16 protein-coding genes are annotated in these 18,993 nt (G+C 60.7%); 11 read left to right on the forward strand and 5 right to left on the reverse strand.

Features of this window, described 5'->3' with window-relative positions; all coding sequences use genetic code 11:
• Positions 1 to 22 precede the first annotated feature (22 nt).
• The 6 genes from HLH25_RS01075 (at position 23) to HLH25_RS19960 (ending at position 7,087) form a co-directional block, all read left to right on the forward strand.
• Positions 23 to 784 carry a flagellar biosynthetic protein FliR gene (locus tag HLH25_RS01075; protein WP_281376784.1) on the forward strand — a complete coding sequence of 254 codons (762 nt, stop codon included), beginning with the start codon at positions 23 to 25 and terminating at the stop codon, positions 782 to 784.
• Between the two features lie 131 nt (positions 785 to 915).
• Complete coding sequence (locus HLH25_RS01080) at positions 916 to 2,001, forward strand: EscU/YscU/HrcU family type III secretion system export apparatus switch protein (protein WP_182972288.1); 1,086 nt, start codon at positions 916 to 918, stop codon at positions 1,999 to 2,001.
• A gap of 369 nt (positions 2,002 to 2,370) precedes the next feature.
• Positions 2,371 to 4,101, forward strand: a complete 1,731-nt coding sequence (locus HLH25_RS01085; protein ID WP_182972289.1) for a flagellar hook-basal body complex protein — start codon at positions 2,371 to 2,373, stop codon at positions 4,099 to 4,101.
• A gap of 409 nt (positions 4,102 to 4,510) precedes the next feature.
• On the forward strand, positions 4,511 to 5,047 hold the full coding sequence (locus tag HLH25_RS01090) for a flagellar basal body-associated FliL family protein (protein ID WP_182972290.1): 537 nt from the start codon (positions 4,511 to 4,513) through the stop codon (positions 5,045 to 5,047).
• Positions 5,048 to 5,105: 58 nt separating this feature from the next.
• Positions 5,106 to 6,257, forward strand: coding sequence for a flagellar motor switch protein FliM (gene fliM, locus HLH25_RS01095; protein WP_182972291.1), 1,152 nt, complete (start codon positions 5,106 to 5,108; stop codon positions 6,255 to 6,257).
• A gap of 80 nt (positions 6,258 to 6,337) precedes the next feature.
• On the forward strand, positions 6,338 to 7,087 hold the full coding sequence (locus HLH25_RS19960) for a DUF6468 domain-containing protein (protein ID WP_220791619.1): 750 nt from the start codon (positions 6,338 to 6,340) through the stop codon (positions 7,085 to 7,087).
• Between the two features lie 12 nt (positions 7,088 to 7,099).
• Here HLH25_RS19960 and HLH25_RS01105 read toward each other — a convergent pair whose 3' ends face one another.
• The 4 genes from HLH25_RS01105 to HLH25_RS01120 all read right to left on the reverse strand — a co-directional run bounded on the left by HLH25_RS01105 (position 7,100) and on the right by HLH25_RS01120 (position 9,649).
• A complete protein-coding gene (locus HLH25_RS01105) occupies positions 7,100 to 7,591 on the reverse strand; it encodes a hypothetical protein (RefSeq protein ID WP_182972292.1) in 492 nt (163 codons plus the stop codon).
• Positions 7,592 to 7,736: 145 nt separating this feature from the next.
• Complete coding sequence (locus HLH25_RS01110; protein ID WP_182972293.1) at positions 7,737 to 8,168, reverse strand: hypothetical protein; 432 nt, start codon at positions 8,166 to 8,168, stop codon at positions 7,737 to 7,739.
• On the reverse strand, positions 8,165 to 8,512 hold the full coding sequence (locus HLH25_RS01115) for a rod-binding protein (protein WP_182972294.1): 348 nt from the start codon (positions 8,510 to 8,512) through the stop codon (positions 8,165 to 8,167). Before HLH25_RS01115 ends, HLH25_RS01110 begins: the two co-directional genes overlap by 4 nt.
• A 6-nt stretch (positions 8,513 to 8,518) precedes the next feature.
• A complete protein-coding gene (locus HLH25_RS01120) occupies positions 8,519 to 9,649 on the reverse strand; it encodes a flagellar basal body P-ring protein FlgI (protein ID WP_182972420.1) in 1,131 nt (376 codons plus the stop codon).
• Positions 9,650 to 10,033: 384 nt separating this feature from the next.
• On the opposite strand from HLH25_RS01120, the gene HLH25_RS01125 reads away from it, so the two are divergent.
• On the forward strand, positions 10,034 to 10,915 hold the full coding sequence (locus tag HLH25_RS01125; protein ID WP_310889033.1) for a transglycosylase SLT domain-containing protein: 882 nt from the start codon (positions 10,034 to 10,036) through the stop codon (positions 10,913 to 10,915).
• A 58-nt stretch (positions 10,916 to 10,973) separates the two neighbouring features.
• Here the strand turns inward: HLH25_RS01125 and HLH25_RS01130 are convergent, their stop codons facing one another.
• The gene (locus tag HLH25_RS01130) at positions 10,974 to 12,326 is read right to left on the reverse strand and encodes a glycosyltransferase (protein WP_246400782.1); all 1,353 of its coding nucleotides are present in this window, start codon (positions 12,324 to 12,326) and stop codon (positions 10,974 to 10,976) included.
• A gap of 602 nt (positions 12,327 to 12,928) precedes the next feature.
• Between HLH25_RS01130 and flhA the strand changes: the two genes are divergently transcribed.
• The 4 genes from flhA (at position 12,929) to HLH25_RS01150 (ending at position 18,916) form a co-directional block, all read left to right on the forward strand.
• The gene (flhA, locus tag HLH25_RS01135) at positions 12,929 to 15,022 is read left to right on the forward strand and encodes a flagellar biosynthesis protein FlhA (RefSeq protein ID WP_182972423.1); all 2,094 of its coding nucleotides are present in this window, start codon (positions 12,929 to 12,931) and stop codon (positions 15,020 to 15,022) included.
• Between the two features lie 200 nt (positions 15,023 to 15,222).
• Positions 15,223 to 16,968, forward strand: coding sequence for a DUF1217 domain-containing protein (locus HLH25_RS01140; RefSeq protein ID WP_182972295.1), 1,746 nt, complete (start codon positions 15,223 to 15,225; stop codon positions 16,966 to 16,968).
• Positions 16,969 to 17,102: 134 nt separating this feature from the next.
• Positions 17,103 to 18,494, forward strand: a complete 1,392-nt coding sequence (fliI, locus tag HLH25_RS01145; protein WP_182972424.1) for a flagellar protein export ATPase FliI — start codon at positions 17,103 to 17,105, stop codon at positions 18,492 to 18,494.
• A complete protein-coding gene (locus HLH25_RS01150) occupies positions 18,491 to 18,916 on the forward strand; it encodes a flagellar FliJ family protein (RefSeq protein ID WP_182972296.1) in 426 nt (141 codons plus the stop codon). The genes fliI and HLH25_RS01150 overlap by 4 nt, the downstream gene beginning before the upstream one ends.
• The last annotated feature ends 77 nt before the right edge of the window (positions 18,917 to 18,993 follow it).

Consider the following 18,993-nt stretch of genomic DNA (forward strand, 5'->3'; position numbering starts at 1 on the left):
CTCCATCCCCGTGCTGGCTGCCATGTTTCTGCTGACCCTGTGCCGGGTCAGCGCCATGGTCATGACGGCCCCCGGCTTTGGCGAAACCACCTCCCCCATGGTGGTCCGGGCCGGAATCGCGCTGGTTGTCACCATTACCATCCTGCCGGTGGTGCAGGACCACCTCGCGGCCGTATCCGGGCCGGCACTGCATCATCCGTTCATGGTGCTGGCCATCATCGTGGGCGAACTTCTATGCGGCGCATTCATCGGACTCCTGGCCCGGCTCATTTCCATGGCGCTGATTATTGCGATGCAGTTCATCGCCGTCCTTGCCGGCCTGGCCAGCATCCTGCAGCCGGACCCGGAACTCGGGGCATCCAGCACGGCTATCAGCCATATGGCCTCCGCTCTAACGCCGGTCATCTTTCTATCTACCGGACTGTATGTCTTCCCTCTGGCCGCGGTGACAGGCTCTTACCACCTGTTTCCGCCCGGCCACATGCCGATGCTCGGCGACATGACGAAGAGCATCGTCGCTGCCACGGCGCAGTCATTCGTCCTGGCGCTGCAATTAGCCGCCCCTTTTGTCCTGATCGGAACCTTGTGGCCGACCATGCTGGGCGTACTGAACCGCCTGATGCCGTCCATCCAGGTCTACGGTATTGCCATGCCGGCCCAATTACTGGGCGGTATCCTTCTGCTGGCCATGCTGATCCAGGTCATGACCGGCGTCTGGCAGGAAAGAATGAACGATCTGCTCGTCGCGCTGCCCGGCGTAGGCGCAACGCCGCCACCACATTGACATACCGTGGCCCGGCCGCCATCCACACGGCGCACTATGCCGGGACCTCGGACATGCCGATAGCGCGGCGCTCCCTTTTTCGGCGGGGTGCGCCCGTCCGGCATGTCGGCACCATAAGAGGATAGGCCCACGTGGCGGAAGAAGGATCAGCCAGCGACGACAAGTCGCAGGCCCCGACCGGAAAGCGGCTACAGAAGGCACGCGAGGAAGGCAATGTCGCCCACTCCCGCGAAACGCAGATGTTCCTGATCCTGAGCGCGTTTCTGGCCGTCTTCACGATGACGACCGCCGTCTCGGGCAGCACGTTTCTCCGCCACATGCGGGGTTTGATGGAGCATTTCGACACAGTCTCGCCCGATGGCGGCGCACTTTATCTCGCCCTCCAGCAGTCCATCCGCGAAGGCATCCTTCTGGCAGCGCCCCTGGCACTCGTTTGCGCAGTGGTCGTCGTCGTGTCCGGCCTGCTTCAGACGGGCCTGCTGTTCCGCCCCCAGGCGCTCATTCCCGATATCGGGCGCCTGTCCCCCCTATCGGGGATCAAGCGCGTATTCAGCATGAACAACGTAATTGAAATGCTGAAGAGCCTGACCAAGTTCGTCGTTTTCGGCGCGGTGCTCTACGGCGTGGCAAAAGGCACCCTGCGCGTGGCGCCCGAGGCCGAACGCTGGACCCTCCACCATCTGACGTCGGAGCTCATCTCCTGGTTCGTGTATGCCACGATGATCATTCTGATGATCCAGGCCGCGATCGCCGTCCTCGACGAGGTATGGACACGCTATCACCGGTTGCAGAAGCTGCGCATGAGCCATCAGGATATCAAGGAGGAAATACGCCAGGAAGACGGCGACCCCAAGGTCAAGGCCAAGCAGAAACAGATCCGCATGCGGCGCGCCCGACAGATGATGATCCGGGCCGTCAAAAAGGCCACGGTCATCGTCACCAACCCGACCCATTATGCCGTGGCGCTTTCCTATGACAACGGCACGGATGCGGCGCCGAAAATCGTCGCCAAAGGCGCGGACGAAGTGGCCGCCCGAATCCGCGAGGCGGCTGAAGACTCAAAAGTCCCGATCGTCTCAAATCCGCCCGTGGCCCGCGCGCTCTACGCCCTGCCTGTGGATTCCGAAATACCGCCGGAATATTTCCAGCCCGTCGCCGCGATCATCGCCTACGTCATGAAACTCAAGACACCCGGCTCGCGCGCGCCCAGGCAATAAAAGACCGTTCGATGCCTCCGGTCAGTCCAACATCAGGGCCGCTTGTCGCATCGATGCATTCATGCCCGCATTCATAAAACATACCCCTTTATCGCCGCCAGGAAACAATTCCGTAACACTTTCTCCCTATCGCTACCCCTAAAAACGATACAGGAAATCCTTGTATTTCGCGCTACGCATGCTACTCAGATGCTCAGAAAGGCACAGGTGCAGCGCGGGGAATGTTTCAGCCACCATTCCATGTCCGTAAGATCACCGATCCGAACATTCCATCATGCCAGAAGATGGTCTGTGTCATGATCGGATCATGATTTTCCTGCCTGACGGTAGGCGGAACAGTTAACTGCGCGCACAAGGCAGGGACGGCATATGTCAGTTTTCAACGCCCTCACCACGGCAGTCAGCGGGATCAACGCCCAGTCGACCGCGTTCACGAACCTGAGTAACAACATCGCCAACAGCCAGACGGTCGGCTACAAAGCCACCACGACGGCATTCCAGGATTTCGTGGCCGGCTCACTGGGCCAGAATGCGTCTTCAGCCGATATCTCGGATTCAGTAGCCGCCGTCACTGTCCAGCATGTGGACAATCAAGGCACCGCAGCCACGAGCACGGACAGCCTTGCCACTGCCATTTCAGGGAGTGGCCTGTTCGTCGTTTCCAAAGAAAGCGGCGCATCGACATCCCAAAACACGCAATTTCAGTCCCAGAACTACTACACCCGGAATGGAGAAGTTTACAAAAACAACTCCGGATACCTGGTCAACACCAGTGGCTATTACCTCGACGGCTATATGGTGGACCCCACCACAGGCTCGCTGAACGCATCGCTGACGCAGCTCAATGTCGCCAATGTGGCCTTCCGCCCGACGCAGACCACGACGCTGACCTTGTCGGCGACGGTGGGAACGATGCCGTCCAGCAATGCCAGCTATACGGCAGCGGATGCTCAATCTTATACGACGGCTCCCGTCACCACCTATGACGCGTCGGCGACACCACACAAGATCGCTTTGTCCTGGACGCAGAGCGGCACCAACCCTCTGGTCTGGAACGTCAGCGCGTATGACGCAGACGGTACCGGCACCATAGCCAACAACTCTTATCAGGTGACGTTCGACAGCAACGGTTCTCTGGCATCGGTTGCCAACGCTACTACTGGCCAGACGATCGGATCGACCCTGACAGGGGCAAGTGCTTCGATCCCCATTACGGCCAATTACAATGGCGTCGCGCAAAACATCACGCTCGATCTGGGAACGATCGGCGGCACCAGCGGTACCGTTATGGCAGCATCCACAGGTACGGCGAGCACCAACCAAGCCAATGCTCTGACCGCGTCGGGCACGACGCTTACCATGAGCAAATCCGATGTGATCGGCACCACGACCGGCAGTAATCAAACGTCGATGACATCGCCTACCGATGCCAACGGTACTCCGGTTGCAGCCAAATGGACTCAGACGGCCGCTTCACCGCCGACATGGTCACTGTCCCTGGTCGATCCTTACGATACATCATCGTCGTCGCCCGTTAGCAGCGACACCTATAAGGTCGTATTCAACACAGATGGCAGCGTCCAGTCGGTTACGGACAGTACCACAGGTGTGACGACATCTTTAAGTGCACTCAGCGCCACAATTGGCGGCACGTCATATACAGTCAACCTCAGCCAGACGACGCTTTCAACGGCCAGCAGTCTGCCAACGGATACGACGGCCCTGCAATCCGACAGCATCGCCAGCGGCACCTACCAGGGCGTGGAAATCGAAAGCGACGGGTCGCTCATGGCCAAGTTCGATACCGGAACCCAGTTGATCGGCAAGATCGCACTGGCGAATTTTGCCAACGTAGACGGTCTGAATGCGGTCGACGGACAAGCATATACCGCCACGGCGTCTTCTGGCGACGCCAAGATCGGTCTGGCCGGGGCAAATGGCACTGGCACGTTGTCGGTAGGATCTGTGGAATCGTCCACGACTGACCTCACCAGTGACCTGTCGGCCCTGATCGTCGCGCAGGAGGCTTACTCCGCCAACACCAAGATCGTCACGACTGCGGACCAACTGCTGCAAACAACAATCGCCATGAAGCAGTAAAAACCAACCGGCTGGCCGTGTCTTCGACATAGCCAGCCAATAATTGACAGACACGTCTCCATAAGATGCTCTTGTGAGACTGTCAGGCGCGAAAAACAAGTAATCTTCTACATGTGGCCGGACCTGAAGATGCAGGACCTACCCACCTGGGTCCACATACGTCGGAGATTACTTTGTTCTCATTCTGGTTTTTCAAGGCAGGTCGAATACACCTGTTCCCCTCGTTGAATCCAGGCATCGACGGACCAATGCCGCTTGCCATACCCTCCTAGAGTGCAGGAATTTCCGCTTTTACGACGGTGATATCCGTCTATTGTCGCCCCCCCCGCACCCATCCCATTGAGCATGCTCCCGCCAGTAGCTACACTGTCAATAAATCGTTTATCCACCCTCCGGGAGCCACCTGCATATGAGCGAGACTGTAACCGGCGGCGGTGCACCGGAGCCCTCTGCCGGGGATGAGAAGCGGCAATCCATCGCTGCGGAAGCGAAGCCCCGCCGTTCCAGGAAGATGTTTCTCTTCATCGGCCTGGCAGCTCTCGTTCTCACTGTGGGCGGCGGCGGTGCCGTATTCCTCGAAAAGGGTCGTCTGCTCCATTCGGTTCAAAGCGGAATGGCAGACCGCGCCAGCCAGATGCTGCATCCGCCGATCATTCTCGGTATCCCGTCGATCGTATCCAATCTCGACAATGGCGATGGCCGCCCGGTCTATGTAAAATTGACGGCCAAGGTCGAAATTTCAGGCGCACGAGACGAAGCCTCGCTCCAGAATATGATTCCCCGGGTGCAGGACATATTTCAGACCTACCTCCATGAGACACGCCCGCAGGATATCCGGGGTGATGGCATATACCGGCTGCGCGAGGCGATGATCCGTCGTCTCAGGGCGGAATTGACGCCCTTGCAGGTGACGAATCTGTATCTGGTTGAATTCCTAATTCAGTAATCGGAACGTTTTACTTGATGTTCATACAGAGTACAGATCAAACCGTGGCGAAGACAATATGCAGGACGTAAACGACACGCCGGACGCCGTCGAGCCCGATGAGGCCAGCGCCGACGCGCCGCACGAAACGCCGGGCCACGGGTCGGATGCGGGCCATACCACGCGAGAAGATGCGTCTACGGGCTTCGAAAACAGCATGATCAGCAGCCATGTGCTGGATCAGTCTGAAATCGACAGTCTGCTTGGCAATACATTCGCCGGACTCCCCGACCGGGAAGAGACCGGCATGGAACGGGTCATCAAGGCCGGCTTCGTGGCGTACGAACGCCTCCCGATGCTGGAAATCGTGCTGGACCGGCTCGTCAGGCTCCTGTCGTCAACGCTTCGCAGCTTCACGAACGACAACGTCGAAATCACCATGGAGAGCACGCGCTCGATGTGTTTCGGCGACTACATGAACACTGTGCCGTCATCCTCGCTGTTCGCGGTTTTCAAGGCCGTCCAGTGGGAGAATTACGGGCTCGTCGTCGTCGACTCCGCACTGTCCTATTCCATTATCGATATTCTGATGGGCGGTCCGCGCGGCGTGGGTCACGCCGGGACCGAGGGCCGCCCGCACACGGCGATCGAACGGTCCCTGATCGAAAAACTGATCACGTTGACCCTCAACGATCTCTCGGCGGCGTTCAATCCCGTCTGCACCATCGACCTCACCTTCGAACGACTCGAGGTCAGCTCCCGTTTCGCTGCCATCGCCCGCGCCTCCAATGCCGTAGTGATGACAAAGCTGCATATCGACATGGAAGACAAGAGCGGAAATCTGGATCTCATCATTCCCTATGCGACCCTGGAACCGGTGCGCGATCGCCTGTCCCAGCAGTTCATGGGCGAACGGTTTGGTCGCGATTCAATCTGGGAAAACCATCTGATCTCCGAGATTCTCGAAACCGACGTTGAAGTGTCGGCCGTATTCGAGGAAAAGCTCGTCTCCCTTTCCGAAGTCCTCAACCTGCGCCCCGGTGCCCAGATCGCGTTTCCCTACAGGAAAGACGCCGATATCCATGTCACGCTGCAGTGCGGACAAACCTCTCTCTTCGTGGGAAGGCTCGGCCAATTGCACGGCAAGGCAGCAGTGAAAATCGAACGACGGCTGGTACCGCCCGACAGCCCCCATACCCACACCACCCCACCGCCTGCGTCAGGCGAATAAGCAAACAGGACAACCCCGATTCCTTCTCTCACGACCCGCCCGTCGCTTCCCAACCGGGCCAGACTGGAGACATCTGGCAGATGCTGACTCAGATCCAGCTGATCATCGAAATCGTTTTATCGTTCTTCCTGCTTCTGGGAATTATCTACAGCTTTTATCTCAGTCGGGTTCTTTCCAACCTGAAGCACGACCGCGAAAGCCTGATGGGCCTGGTCGAAAAGCTCGAAGCCAGCGTAAAAAGCGCGGAAGAAGGCGTGGAGAAACTGCGCATAGCCGGGGAAGTCAGCGGCCGCCCACTCAGCCGCATGATCGAATTGGCCAAGGTAACAGGCACCGAACTCGACACCATGGTCGAGAAGGCCGACGCGACGGCCGGACGTCTGGAGATGGCGACGATCAAGGCTTCTCCGCACGAAAGGAAGCTTGAACAACTGCTCGAAAAAGCATCCGAAATCGAGCTAAAGCTGCATGCCGAAGTCCAAAACCAACCTGTATCCGAAGACACGGAGCACACCATTGCCGCCGCGGTTCCGGCAGAGATACAGGAGAACCGTCACGAACCCGCGCGGTCACAGCAATCCGCGAAGCAGGACGAGCCTGTCCCCCCTCGGAACACAACACCGCCAATCGCCCAACCTGCGGCTGATAACGTCACACTCAGGGCGACACGCGATGAAAGTCCGGCCCTTCGCCCGAGTCCCCCTCCGGCAGCGGAAAGGGAAAATGACGGGCCGAAGAATGCCAGAAGCCGAGCATCGACCTCAAATCGTCAGAAAAATCATCAGATGAAAAGGCTCGAGAACACTTTTCTCGGCCGGCCCGCTCGGTAAAGCCCCCCTGTTCTACCAGTAGCCACCGATGACATGTCGGGGCTGGCTGGGTCCGGGATCAGCGTTGGGCGACCATGCGCTCCAGTCCCACGACGCGGTATCGCGCCGGTTTTCGGCCGCCATCGCAGGGATTGCCGAGGGGGCGGGGACAGCTTTCTTCCCTGCGGAAACCGACGATACATAATAGCTGTAGGCTGTCGCCGACCCCATATACACACAGCCACAGCCGATCGGATCGGCATAGAGATACACCGGCCCGACCGTGGACGGCCGATACGTGACCTCGCCGGGCGGAAGCGTATTCATCATGGCGTAGCGTGCGGTCGTGTCCGCCTTGTGCGCCACAAAGCCGGCGTCTGCCAGACGGCGTCCCATATCCAGATATGGCTTGGCCGGCGACAGGCAGCCCGCAAGCCCGGCCGACGCCAGGGTCACCGCACCCACCCGCATCGCATGCCGCCGGATATCAGGCAGCAAAGCCGCGAAATGACATCGTAGATTCATGAATTCTCTTTTCCGGATACCGAGAAGCCGAACATTCGAACCCCTTCCATCCAGACGTGCCCAGCCCAAAGAGGTCTCTTCAGTCTATACCGCATGCCGTCCAGGCACATTCCGACGGCAGAAGGAAACGAACGAACAGACGGCGTCAGACATCGCTGCGCAATGTCAGTGCTGCCTGCGCGCAGGGATTGGGCATATATTGACCCGAAGCACCATAACCGACGCCTGCATCCTGCGTCGCATCCACGACGATCAGCCGAATCAGGATATTCTGCGCGTCGATCGCATTTTTCAGCAATGTTCGATTGGCGTGCACCAATGCACCGAAGCGGCCAGCCACATCTTCGATTTCCGACGTCTTCAGACCATGAATCTGGTCGGCCGATAACGAATCGGCACGACTCACTGCCAGGATGCGCTCCAGAGCGTCCATTTCTCTTTGCTTTGCCGGAAGCATATCCACGACCTCCCGCAGCCTGCCGGCTTTCAGAAGATCGTTCTCAGTCTCAAGCACGGAGCAGACCGTCTGGAAGCTGGTCAGAAGGGAAGCCGCCATTCCGGCCGACGCGCGGCTCATGACTGGCTCTGCTCCTGCTGCGCCTGTTCCTGCATGGCCAGAATCTGGCGATAGACGCTGTCGGCAATGCCGATACCACCGTTATTGGCGATCTGCTTGCCAATTTCCAGAACCTGAAGCGATCGGAACTGCTTCTCGGCCGCACCGCCCCCGAACATGCCTTTGGACGTGTCCACCGTATCGAACATGGGCTGCAACAATTCGCCGATGGTCACGCTTTCAAACGAGACGGCCGCCTTGCGGGCCTCTTCCGTACGGGCCGAATCCTGGTTCGCCTGCCCGGTCGCAACCTGCTGCCGGCTCATCGTGGACAACGAGGACGCGACATCACCTATACCACTCATGCGTCGCTACCTTACCTCAAGATCGGCCTGGAGCGCCCCATCGGCCTTGATGGCCTGAAGGATACCGATCATATCCCGCGGCCCCATGCCCAGAGCGTTCATACCTGCAACCAAACTGGCAAGAGTCGGCCCCTCGCGCAATATCCCCAGCCGATTAGAACTCCCCGTGTTCGCCTCAATCTGCGTTCGTGGCAGAATAGCGGTCGTTCCATTGGAAAACGGGCCAGGCTGGGACGCCACAGGCAGTTCCGTAACCTGGATGGTCAGATTTCCCTGTGCGATGGCAACGGTGCTGATGCGCACATTGTCGCCCATGACGATCGTTCCGCTGGCCTCATCGACAATCACCTTGGCCATCGTATCGGGCTCGATGCTCAGGTCGCCGATCCGATACAGGGTTGTCGCCGCATTGCGCCCGGAGAGGTCGATGGCAATGGTACGCGGATCGTCAACCCGTGCCATGCCGCGCCCGATAGAGCGGTTGATCACATCGACAATTCTGTTCGCAGTTGTAAAATTGGCATTACGCAGGGAAAGATGAATAATCCCGCCTGCCCCCAGATTGACCGGCACTTCGCGTTCGACCACCGCCCCATTGGCAATATGGCCGCTGGTCGGAATATTCTGCGTCATGCCGCCGCCGGCTCCGCTGGCCGCGAATGCGTTGGTCACCAGCGATCCCTGGGCGACGGCATAAACTTCGCCATCCGCGGCCTGAAGCGGCGTCACCAGCAACGTCCCGCCGGCGAGGTCCCGCGCATCACCGACGGCGGAAACCGTCACATCAATCCGTCCGCCCCCGTGCGAAAAAGGCGGCAGGGTCGCGGTCACCATCACGGCGGCCACGTCATGGGTCTGAAGCTGCACTTCGCGGTCGCGAATATTCACCCCGAGGCGGTTCAGCATGCTGATCAGCGTTTCGCGCGTGAAAATGGTATTGGTCAGTCGATCGCCCGTACCCCGGAGTCCGACGACAAGGCCATAGCCGACCAACTGGTTGTCGCGCACGCCTTCATAATCGACGATATCCTTCACCCGAACCATCGCGGCACTGGCCGACGGAAACGGGAGCAGCCCGATCAGGAGAAACGCGGTCGAAACCAGCGCCACAATCCGCCGGAAACAAGGCACCTGCATGCTTTTCCGACTGAAAGACGCGGCATCCGTTCCATCGCCGCGACCGAAATGGTTGCGATAGAGGCTGGCCGCCCTGAGGCAAGTCCTCATAGACACTGGTCACCTTTTGCACTTCGGCCCATGGCATTCCGCGAAGTGACCATGGCAGATTTTGAGAATACGCCGCGGGACCACCACATTCAATGGCCCAACGACGTGAAATGAGAAGGATAGTCCGCCTTGTCTCTTCGGCTTCCGTCCGGTTGTGGACCATCGAGGAAATGAGGTAAAGCCGGTCGACTGCCCATACCTCAAAGTTCGATAGACCCGTTTCAGAACGCATGCGCGACGACCTCGCCGTTCCATGCGCCGCCGAACGGCCTACGATACAGGGAGAGACGGCCTGTGATAGGTCCAGCCCCGATACCGGCCATGCGCTGCCACGCTCCACGACACCACGCATGTCGGACGACACTGGCCGTCCTCATCCTGCTCCTGCCGGCCCGCACCGCATTCGCCCGCCCCCCGGAAGCGTCGCTCTGCATCGCGGCGACAGCGCAAGCGGAACGGGCTCTCCATGTCCCGGATGGTTTTCTCAATGCCATGAGCCGGGTCGAAAGCGGCAAGCCAGGCCCGGACGGCACCATTTCCGCATGGCCGTGGACGATCACGGCGTCGGGAATCGGCCATTATTATTCAACGCGCGCCGAAGCCGTCGCGGCCGTGGAAGCCTTTCGTCAGCAAGGGATCCAGTCGATCGACGTCGGTTGCATGCAGGTCAACCTGCAACAGCATCCGGACGCCTTCGCCTCGCTCGACCAGGCATTCGACCCGGTCGCCAATACGCTGTACGCCGGCCGGTTCCTGCTCCAGATGTATGACAAGACGGGAAGCTGGCCGCGCGCCGCAGCCGCATACCACTCCCAGACACCCGGCATCGGCACCCCCTACCAGTGGAAGGTCCTGGAAGCCTGGGCGATCCCGCAGGATGGACGGGATACACACGCGCCGGCGCGCCAGAACGTCCGCATGGCATCCTCCATCACGCCAGCGTCCATGCATCCGTCCACGCCCAAAACGATACAGCAACCAACCCTCACGGCCGACGCACAACCCGATACCGACGGCAGCGCTCCCCCGGCGCCGGCCAAGGTCTTTCACCCGTTCCAGGGATTTGCGCATTTCACCCAGCCCACGATCCACCGCCCGACCACGGGCGGCATGCGGGGGCGCACGCTGGCATCCTACCGTGCCAACCCCGTCATGCTGGCCCGCCCGACGGGCTGATGCCCGGCGTGCCGAACCGTTCCACGCGAAACATCGCCCCGCCCGAACCAGCCCAGCGTTAGAGCCAGTTGCGCAAAGCCCGCCCGACTTCCTGCAATACAGGTGCGAACGATCGCTCCCTCGCCCGGAACACGCGCATGTTCGGATACCAGGGCGTGCCACTTCCTTCATCGCCCCATCGCCAGCAGGCATCCCAACGGCTGACCAGCCACACGGGGCAGCCGAGGGCGCCGGCAAGATGCAGCGGTGCCGTATCGACAGAAATGACCAGATCAAGATTTTTCATGATCGCCGCGGTATCGGCCATGTCACGTACATCGCCCATCGGGTCGAAGAGCGGTTGACCATTCCATGCCTCGATTTCCGCGCGCGGCCCACCGAACTGTAGATTGACCAGCGTGGCCTCCACCGGGGTAAGGGCCGCTCCCATCTCGGCCAACGTGGTCGAACGACGCTTGTCCGCCAGATCATACTCGGATTGCGCCCGCCGTTCGCCCGCCCAGACCAGCCCGACACGCGGCCGCCTGTCGGGCAAAAGGGCGGCAAACCGTGCGACATCCCCCTCCTCGGCACGCAGATAGGGAATGGCAGCCGGAATATCCCGCACCGACATCACACCGCTGATATAAGGAAGATCCGGAATCGGGGCAGCATAGCTGTAGCCGTCCTCCCGGCCAAAGCTCCACTTGTCGCGAACGCACACGCCAGGGAAAGACTGAGACAAAAGACGAACGAGCATCGGAGGCACGACGACAGTCACCTCCGCCCCCCTTTCCAGCAGATAAGGGAGGCAGCGGATGAATTGAATAGTATCGCCGAACCCCTGCTCGTCGAACAGCAGAACCTTCCGCCCCGATACGTCATCATCAGGCCCCAGGCGCGGTAATTCCAGGTACCATGCCGACTTGTCCTTAACAATCAGGTCCCGCTTAGAATAAATCTGCCAACCATCCGCCAGCCTCCCGGCCTTCAGCAGCGTGCAGGCATAACCGAAGCTGGCGTCGGGCGACGGCTCAAGTGCCAGCGCCCTTTCATACCAGGGAAGGGCTTCGGACGACCGATTGAGACGCCCCAGGGCGCATCCGATATTGTTCAGAAGAGCCGCAGTCACGTCTCCGTTCATGAGATGAGACTGCAGGATCTTCAGCGCCTCCACCGGGTATCCGGCTTCAAGAAGCGACATCGATATGAATTCACATATATTCGCACGCTTCTCTGGATAACGCTCCATCATGCCGGAGAACAGGGCGCACCCTCCGGCGACATCGCCGCTAACAACGCGAACATGCGCCAGAAACGCCTGTGCCGACACATCGTCCGGATCGACCCGCAGCGTATTGCGCGCCAATGTTTCGACAATATCATAACGGGAACTGTACCGCAGGATCACCGTCGCACCGGCCAGGCTCAACTGCCCGTCGTCCAGATGCAGTGACGTTACCTCCAGTACCAGCCGGGTAACCTCGATGAGGTGCGCTTTCGCCGCCAACTTATCGCACGCCTCGATCAGATGGGCTGGCGTCGGCGATTGCAGCAGGCTTTCCTTCAGAAGCGCGACATCCACGAACTGCGCGGCATCGCCCATTTCGGACCCCAGGCCCCTCTTCGTTTCAATATCCGTCACAAATCCTGCCTCGCCTCGTCCGGGAGCCATGCCCAGCGCTCTGCCTCACAACGGGGGGCGGTTCTCGAACCACCCGAAGATCAACCCGTCACCTCCCCGCCGGCAGATCGGCCGGAAGGGTCCATATTCCACGCAGGCGCCCTTTTTCGCGCCTTGCTCAAAACCGACTATAACGGTACTTATCGCCCCCAGAAACCGGTCCTGTACGGTATATCTCGCAGCATATGGCCGCAGATCATCGCCAGATATCGTTATGACCATGACCGGCACGCGAAAGGGAATGTGGCATCTTGGACCCCGCCAATGGCAGCACAATCGCCGGGCCCGGCGATGGCAAGCTGACTGACGGAACCGCCGCGCGCGGCAAGTTCCCATCCCTTTCGCGCGGCATGGCCTCTGCAACCAGTCTGCTGCGCGGCGGCAACCTGAATGCCGTTTCCTGGCGTTCCCTCATCCCCGGCACGGATATCGGCCTGGCGGTCGGCGTTCTGCTGCTCCTGTCCATTCTCATCGTCCCGCTACCGACCTTCATCCTCGATATGGGGCTGTCGCTGTCGATCACCGCCTCGGCCCTGGTTCTCATGGTGTCGCTGTTTCTGGCGAAACCGGTCGAGTTCACCTCGTTTCCCACACTCCTCCTGCTGACCACACTCCTCCGGTTGGCACTCGAAATCGCGACCACACGCCTGATCCTCAGCCACGGCAACGAAGGCGCTTATGCCGCCGGCCATGTGGTGGCCGCATTCGGCGGCTTCCTGATGGGCGGGGATGTCGTCATCGGCGGGATCGTGTTCTGCATCCTGCTGGTGGTGAATTTCATGGTCATCACCAAGGGCTCGGGCCGCATAGCCGAAGTCGCGGCGCGCTTCTTCCTCGACGCCATGCCGGGCAAGCAGATGGCGATCGACGCCGAACTGGCCTCGGGCGCGATCAACGACCGGACAGCACGCCTGAAGCGCAAGGAACTGGAAGAGGAAAGCTCATTCTACGGCGCCATGGACGGCGCCGCCAAATTCGTGCGCGGCGATGCGATCGCCGCAATCATCATCACGGGCATCAATATCGTCGGCGGCCTGGCCATCGGCGTGCTGCGTCACGGCATGCCCGTGAACGAAGCCGCGAACACCTTCACGACCCTGACCGTGGGCGATGGCCTCGTCTCGCAGATTCCCGCCCTTCTGGTTTCCACCGCCGCCGGCATCGTCGTCACGAAGGGCGGAACAGACGGGTCCGCCGACGTCACGCTGGTCCGTCAGTTGGGCGGCAATCCCAAGCCGATGGCCATGGCCGCAGTCCTGTCGGCCTGCTTCGCGCTGCTGCCCGGCCTGCCCGCTTTTCCCTTCCTCACCATTGCCGCCCTGGCCGGTGCGGGCGCCTGGTTTCGCCACAAGACCCCCACCACGGACAGCGACGGCGACATTACCGAAACCGCCCCCACCCCGGCGACGACACCGATTTCCGACGTCCTCAAGCTCGACCTGCTCCGCCTCGAACTCGGCTTCGGCCTGCTGCCGCTGACAAGCGGCGATAACTCCCAGTTGACCGAGCAGATCAAGGCGCTGCGCAGGGCGATCGCAACCGAAATGGGCTTCGTGACACCGCCCATCCGGATTCAGGACAACATCCTGCTTCCGTCCGAGAAGTACGTCATCAAGCTCAAGGAGATCGAGATCGGATCAGGCGAGGCGAAGCCCGGCAAGCTCATGGCCATGAGCCCGTCGGGCGGCACCCCGCCCCTGGCTGGAGACAAGGCGATCGAACCCGCATTCGGCCTGCCGGCAGTATGGATCGATCCGTCCCTGAAAACCAAGGCCATCGCCCTGAAATGCACCGTGGTCGACCCCGCCAGCGTCATCGTGACGCATCTCAGCGAACTGGTCAGGCAGAACCTGCCAGACCTCCTGACCTATGTCGCCACCCAGTCGCTGCTCGACGATCTGCCTCGCGAGCAGCAGAAGCTCGTCAACGACCTGATCCCGTCCCAGGTGACACTGAGCACCGTGCAGCGCGTCCTGCAGTCGCTGCTGGCCGAACGCATTTCGATCCGCGACCTTCCGACCATCCTGGAGAGCATCCAGGAAGGCAGCGGCCTCGGCCTGCGCGGCATACAGAACCTGACCAGCCATGTGCGCGTCCGTCTGTCCCGACAGATCTGCAGCACGCTGGAAGGGCCAGGCGGCTATATTCCGATGGTCACGCTGTCCCCGGAATGGGAGGCGGAATTCATCAACCACATCACCGGACAAGGCGAGGAGCGGCGCCTCGCCATGCCGCCTTCGCTGCTGAATCGTTTCGTCACGCGACTGCGCGATGTCTTCAACACCCTCTCGTCCAGCGGCGAGGTACCCGTCATCGTCGTCTCGACGCCGGTCCGCGACTCCATGCGCTCGATCGTGGAGCGCGTCCGACCGAACGTGTCGGTCCTCTCACAATCTGAAATATACCCACGCGCCCGCATCAAGACGATCGCAACGATTACCTGAAATGCAGAAGAATAGACCATAATACACCTCCATCTCCATGGAGGCGCAGGTAAAGAGGTGGTCCACCCGACCAGATCCACCATCTTTCACGCTACCGAAAGAATGACCCTATGGTCACGACCAACAGAAGGTTCTATACCAACCGGATAGAATTTTGGTCGCGTCTTCCGCGTCATGGCAGGATATGAAGGATCGGGCTGATGTCCATCTCGAGCGTCTCTCCGATTGCGACATATGTTTCCGCCATCAAGAACGAAACGACGGCTGCGGAAACCTACGCAAAGGTCGACAGCACGACCAAGCTCGAAGTCGCGGCCTTCGAGAACAGCGCCGCGTCCATTACATCGGCTGACGGGCTGCTGAAAAATTATTCGGTCCTGCAGGTGGTGCTCGGCGCTTACGGTCTCAGTTCCCTTGCCGGCCAGACGGCCGTGATCAAAGACCTGCTGACGCAGGACCCGACATCCTCCACGTCCCTCGCCAAATCATCAGGCAATGCAGCATGGCTGGCCTTTGCCGATGCCTTCAAGACCTGGGGTCAGAACAAGGGCTCATCAACGGTATCGCCCTTCCTGACCGACGCGACTTCCGACGTCCTCAGCACGACCTATACGGCAACAAAGACCCTTTCGGTCAGTTCCATCCTTCCTTCCGCCAGCGCAACAGGCCAGACGTACACCACGGCGCCCGTCACAACCTACGATGCGAATTCGGACGCTCACCAGGTGGCCCTCAAATGGACCCAGGATTCCAGCAATCCCCTGTCGTGGACCGTCAGCGCCTATGATGCCGACGGCAATGCAACGATCGATACGAATGCCTATCAGGTCCTCTTCAATCAAGACGGCACCCTGGCATCAGCCACCGACATGTCCACCGGCAAGGCGGTGGCAGCGGACACCGCGGGCACCGTCGCACTGCCGATCAGCCTGAACATCATGCAGTCCGATGGAAGCAGCATCCAGCAATCCATCAACCTGAATCTTGGAACACCGGGCGGAACGAGCGGCGTCACCATGGCTCCGAAGAGCTCCGGCACCAGCACCGCCAGCCCAAGCCAGATCGTCAGCCTGACGTCCTCGGCCGACTCCAGCACCACCCTGACCCTTCCGTCCATTACCCTCGGCACCACATCGGGAACGAACCAGACATACGTCACGGCCCCGTTCGACCCGAACGAGGCCACGGACGACGCAAACGGCACCAGTGCCGCCAACCGGACCACCCTGTCCGTCAAATGGGTGCAGGACACGTCCTCGCCCTCCACCTGGCAGGCTTATATCATCGACCCCTACGGCACGCAGGTCACCAGCACGACTTTTTCGACCACGTTCGACAACACGGGGAATGTGATGCAGGTCAACGGCCAGTATTCACACGACATTCCCGCCCTGCAAGCGCAGGTCAACGGGGTTACATACACTGTCAATGTCCAACCCCCGAATCTCTCGACGTCGCCGCTGACCCAGAATTCGACCCTGACAAGCGACAGCACGGTCGCCAGCACGGTAACCGGGGTCAATATCAACACTGCCGTCTCGCAATTCGAGCTGAGTCAGTACGAGAACAGCACCGACATGCAGGATAACGGTGTCGGCAACGCGCTCTACTTCACGCGCAAGATGAGCGGCGTCACCACCCTGGCGCAGTTGATGTCCGACCCTACATTGCTGAAAGTCGCGGAAACGGTCGCAGGCTACGATCCCTCGGTATTCGGAACCCTGGATTACGACCAACAGGTTCGGATGCTGACGAACAAGGTAGATTTCAGCAAGCTCTCGACCCCGCAGCAGATCCAGCAATATGCCGAGCGTTACCTGGCCATGCTCCAGGTCAACCCGCAGACGCCCGACAAGCCGGCAACCATGCTGGATCTGTACGGTGGCGGTTCAAGTGCCGAGGGCATCGCCGCACTGTTTGGCGTCAACACGTCATCCTCGAGCTGAAATCCTGATTCCAGCCTGTTTTAAAGGGGTGGTTGCAGGCGCAACCTGCCTGACTGGGTGAGCACGGCATGCAGCCTGCCGAAACGAACAGCGAAACCGAGCGAGCATCGCAGGACGATGCGCTTGCCAGCGGTATGGCCCACACCCTGCATGCGCTCCGTCAGGCCGTAGCCGGCCCCTTCCACGATGTTCCCGTAGGCGTGCTGGAAGGGCGTGTGACGGGACTGACCGGCCTGTCCGTCTCCCTCAGCGGCATGCGCGACTTCACCGGTGTGGGAGACCGGGTCAGCATTATCGGACTGGACGGGCGCGAGACAGAGGCGGAAATCGTAGCGTTCCGGGGAGACACGGCCATCGCCATGCCGTTCGGAGCCCTGGCGGGCATAGGCTCCGGCTGCCGCGCAATGTTCCGGCTTTATGATCAGGAACAGAGGCGGCGCCGGGCGGGCGGCACGCTGGTCGTCAGTCCGTTGTGGCAAGGACGTGTCATCGACCCGATGGGGCGCCCCGTTGACGGCAAAGGGCCGCTTCCCCCAGGCGGGGAACCCTGTCGGCTGCACGCCCCCCCTCCCGAAGCTGGCCTGCGGGCACGCCTGGGACCACGCATCGACCTCGGCGTCCGGGTGCTCAACCTGTTCACGACCTGCCGCGAAGGCCAGAGACTCGGCCTGTTCGCCGGCTCCGGCGTGGGAAAATCCACGCTGATGGGGATGCTGGCGCGCAATACCGACTGCGACGTGGCAGTCATCGCGCTTGTCGGCGAACGCGGCCGGGAAGTCCGGGAATTCGTGGAAGACGATCTGGGGCCGGAAGGGCTGGCCAAATCGGTCGTCGTGGTCGCCACCTCCGACACGTCCCCCCTCATGCGACGGGAAGCCGCCTATTCGGCCATGGCGGTAGCGGAATATTTCAGGGATCAAGGCAAATCAGTGCTGCTGCTCATGGACAGCGTCACCCGCTTTTGCCAGGCCCTGCGTGAAATCGGGCTGTCTTCCGGCGAACCTCCCGCGACCCGGGGCTATCCGCCCAGCGTCTTCGCGGAGTTGCCGCGTCTGCTGGAGCGCGCAGGCCCGGGCCTCGCCGGGCCGGACGGCAAGGCCGGCCAGATCACGGCCATGTTCTCGGTACTGGTCGAAGGCGACGACCACAACGAGCCGGTCGCCGATGCGGTGCGCGGCATTCTCGATGGGCATGTCGTGCTGGAACGGCGGATCGCCGAGGCCGGGCGCTATCCGGCCGTCAACGTCCTCCGCTCTCTCTCGCGCACCGTTCCCGGATGCAACAGCGTGGAGGAAAACGCCCTGACCCAGGAAGCACGAACCGATCTTGCGACCTGGGAAGATATCCAGGACATGGTTCGCCTGGGCGCCTATCGGGCAGGAAACGATCCGCTCACCGACAAGGCCATTCAGGTCGCGCCCGTCATCGAAGGCATCCTGAAGCAGTCACGCCAGGAAAAGGCGACGATCGCCGCAAGCTTCGACGCCCTGCGCGGCGCGCTCTCGGCTTCCCGCACATCGCGATGAATGCCCGCACACGCGCGTTACGCTCCCTGATCCGCCTCCACAAAACGAAGGTCGACCAGGCAAAGGCCGCCATGGCCGAGGCACTGGCCAGCGAACATACCGCACGCCTCCAACTGGAAAGCTGTCAGGCGACGATCGAAAGCGAACGTCAGGCCGCCATGGCCGAGCACGTCTCGATGGACGATTTCCGTCGCTGGCTACCCTTCGGACAGGAGGCCGTCGAACGTGCCGAGAACACGCTGCACAGCGCCAGCCAGGCAGCGGACCATGCGCGCGAAGCCCTCATGCAGGCCAATGCTGCTCTGAAGGCGGCAACCTCGATCCTCGATCGGCGGATGAAAGAGGAAAAAGAGATCCGCACGAGGCGGGAACTGGCCGAAATCGACGACCTGTCACGACGGGTACGCATGACGCCAGGATGACTTCCAATGTTCACGTATCATTCCGACAAGACGATCGTCGTTTTTATCCTGTTTCGTCCTTGAGTAAGTGCAATGCC

This window comes from Gluconacetobacter dulcium (genome assembly GCF_014174165.1).
Lineage (GTDB): Bacteria > Pseudomonadota > Alphaproteobacteria > Acetobacterales > Acetobacteraceae > Gluconacetobacter > Gluconacetobacter dulcium.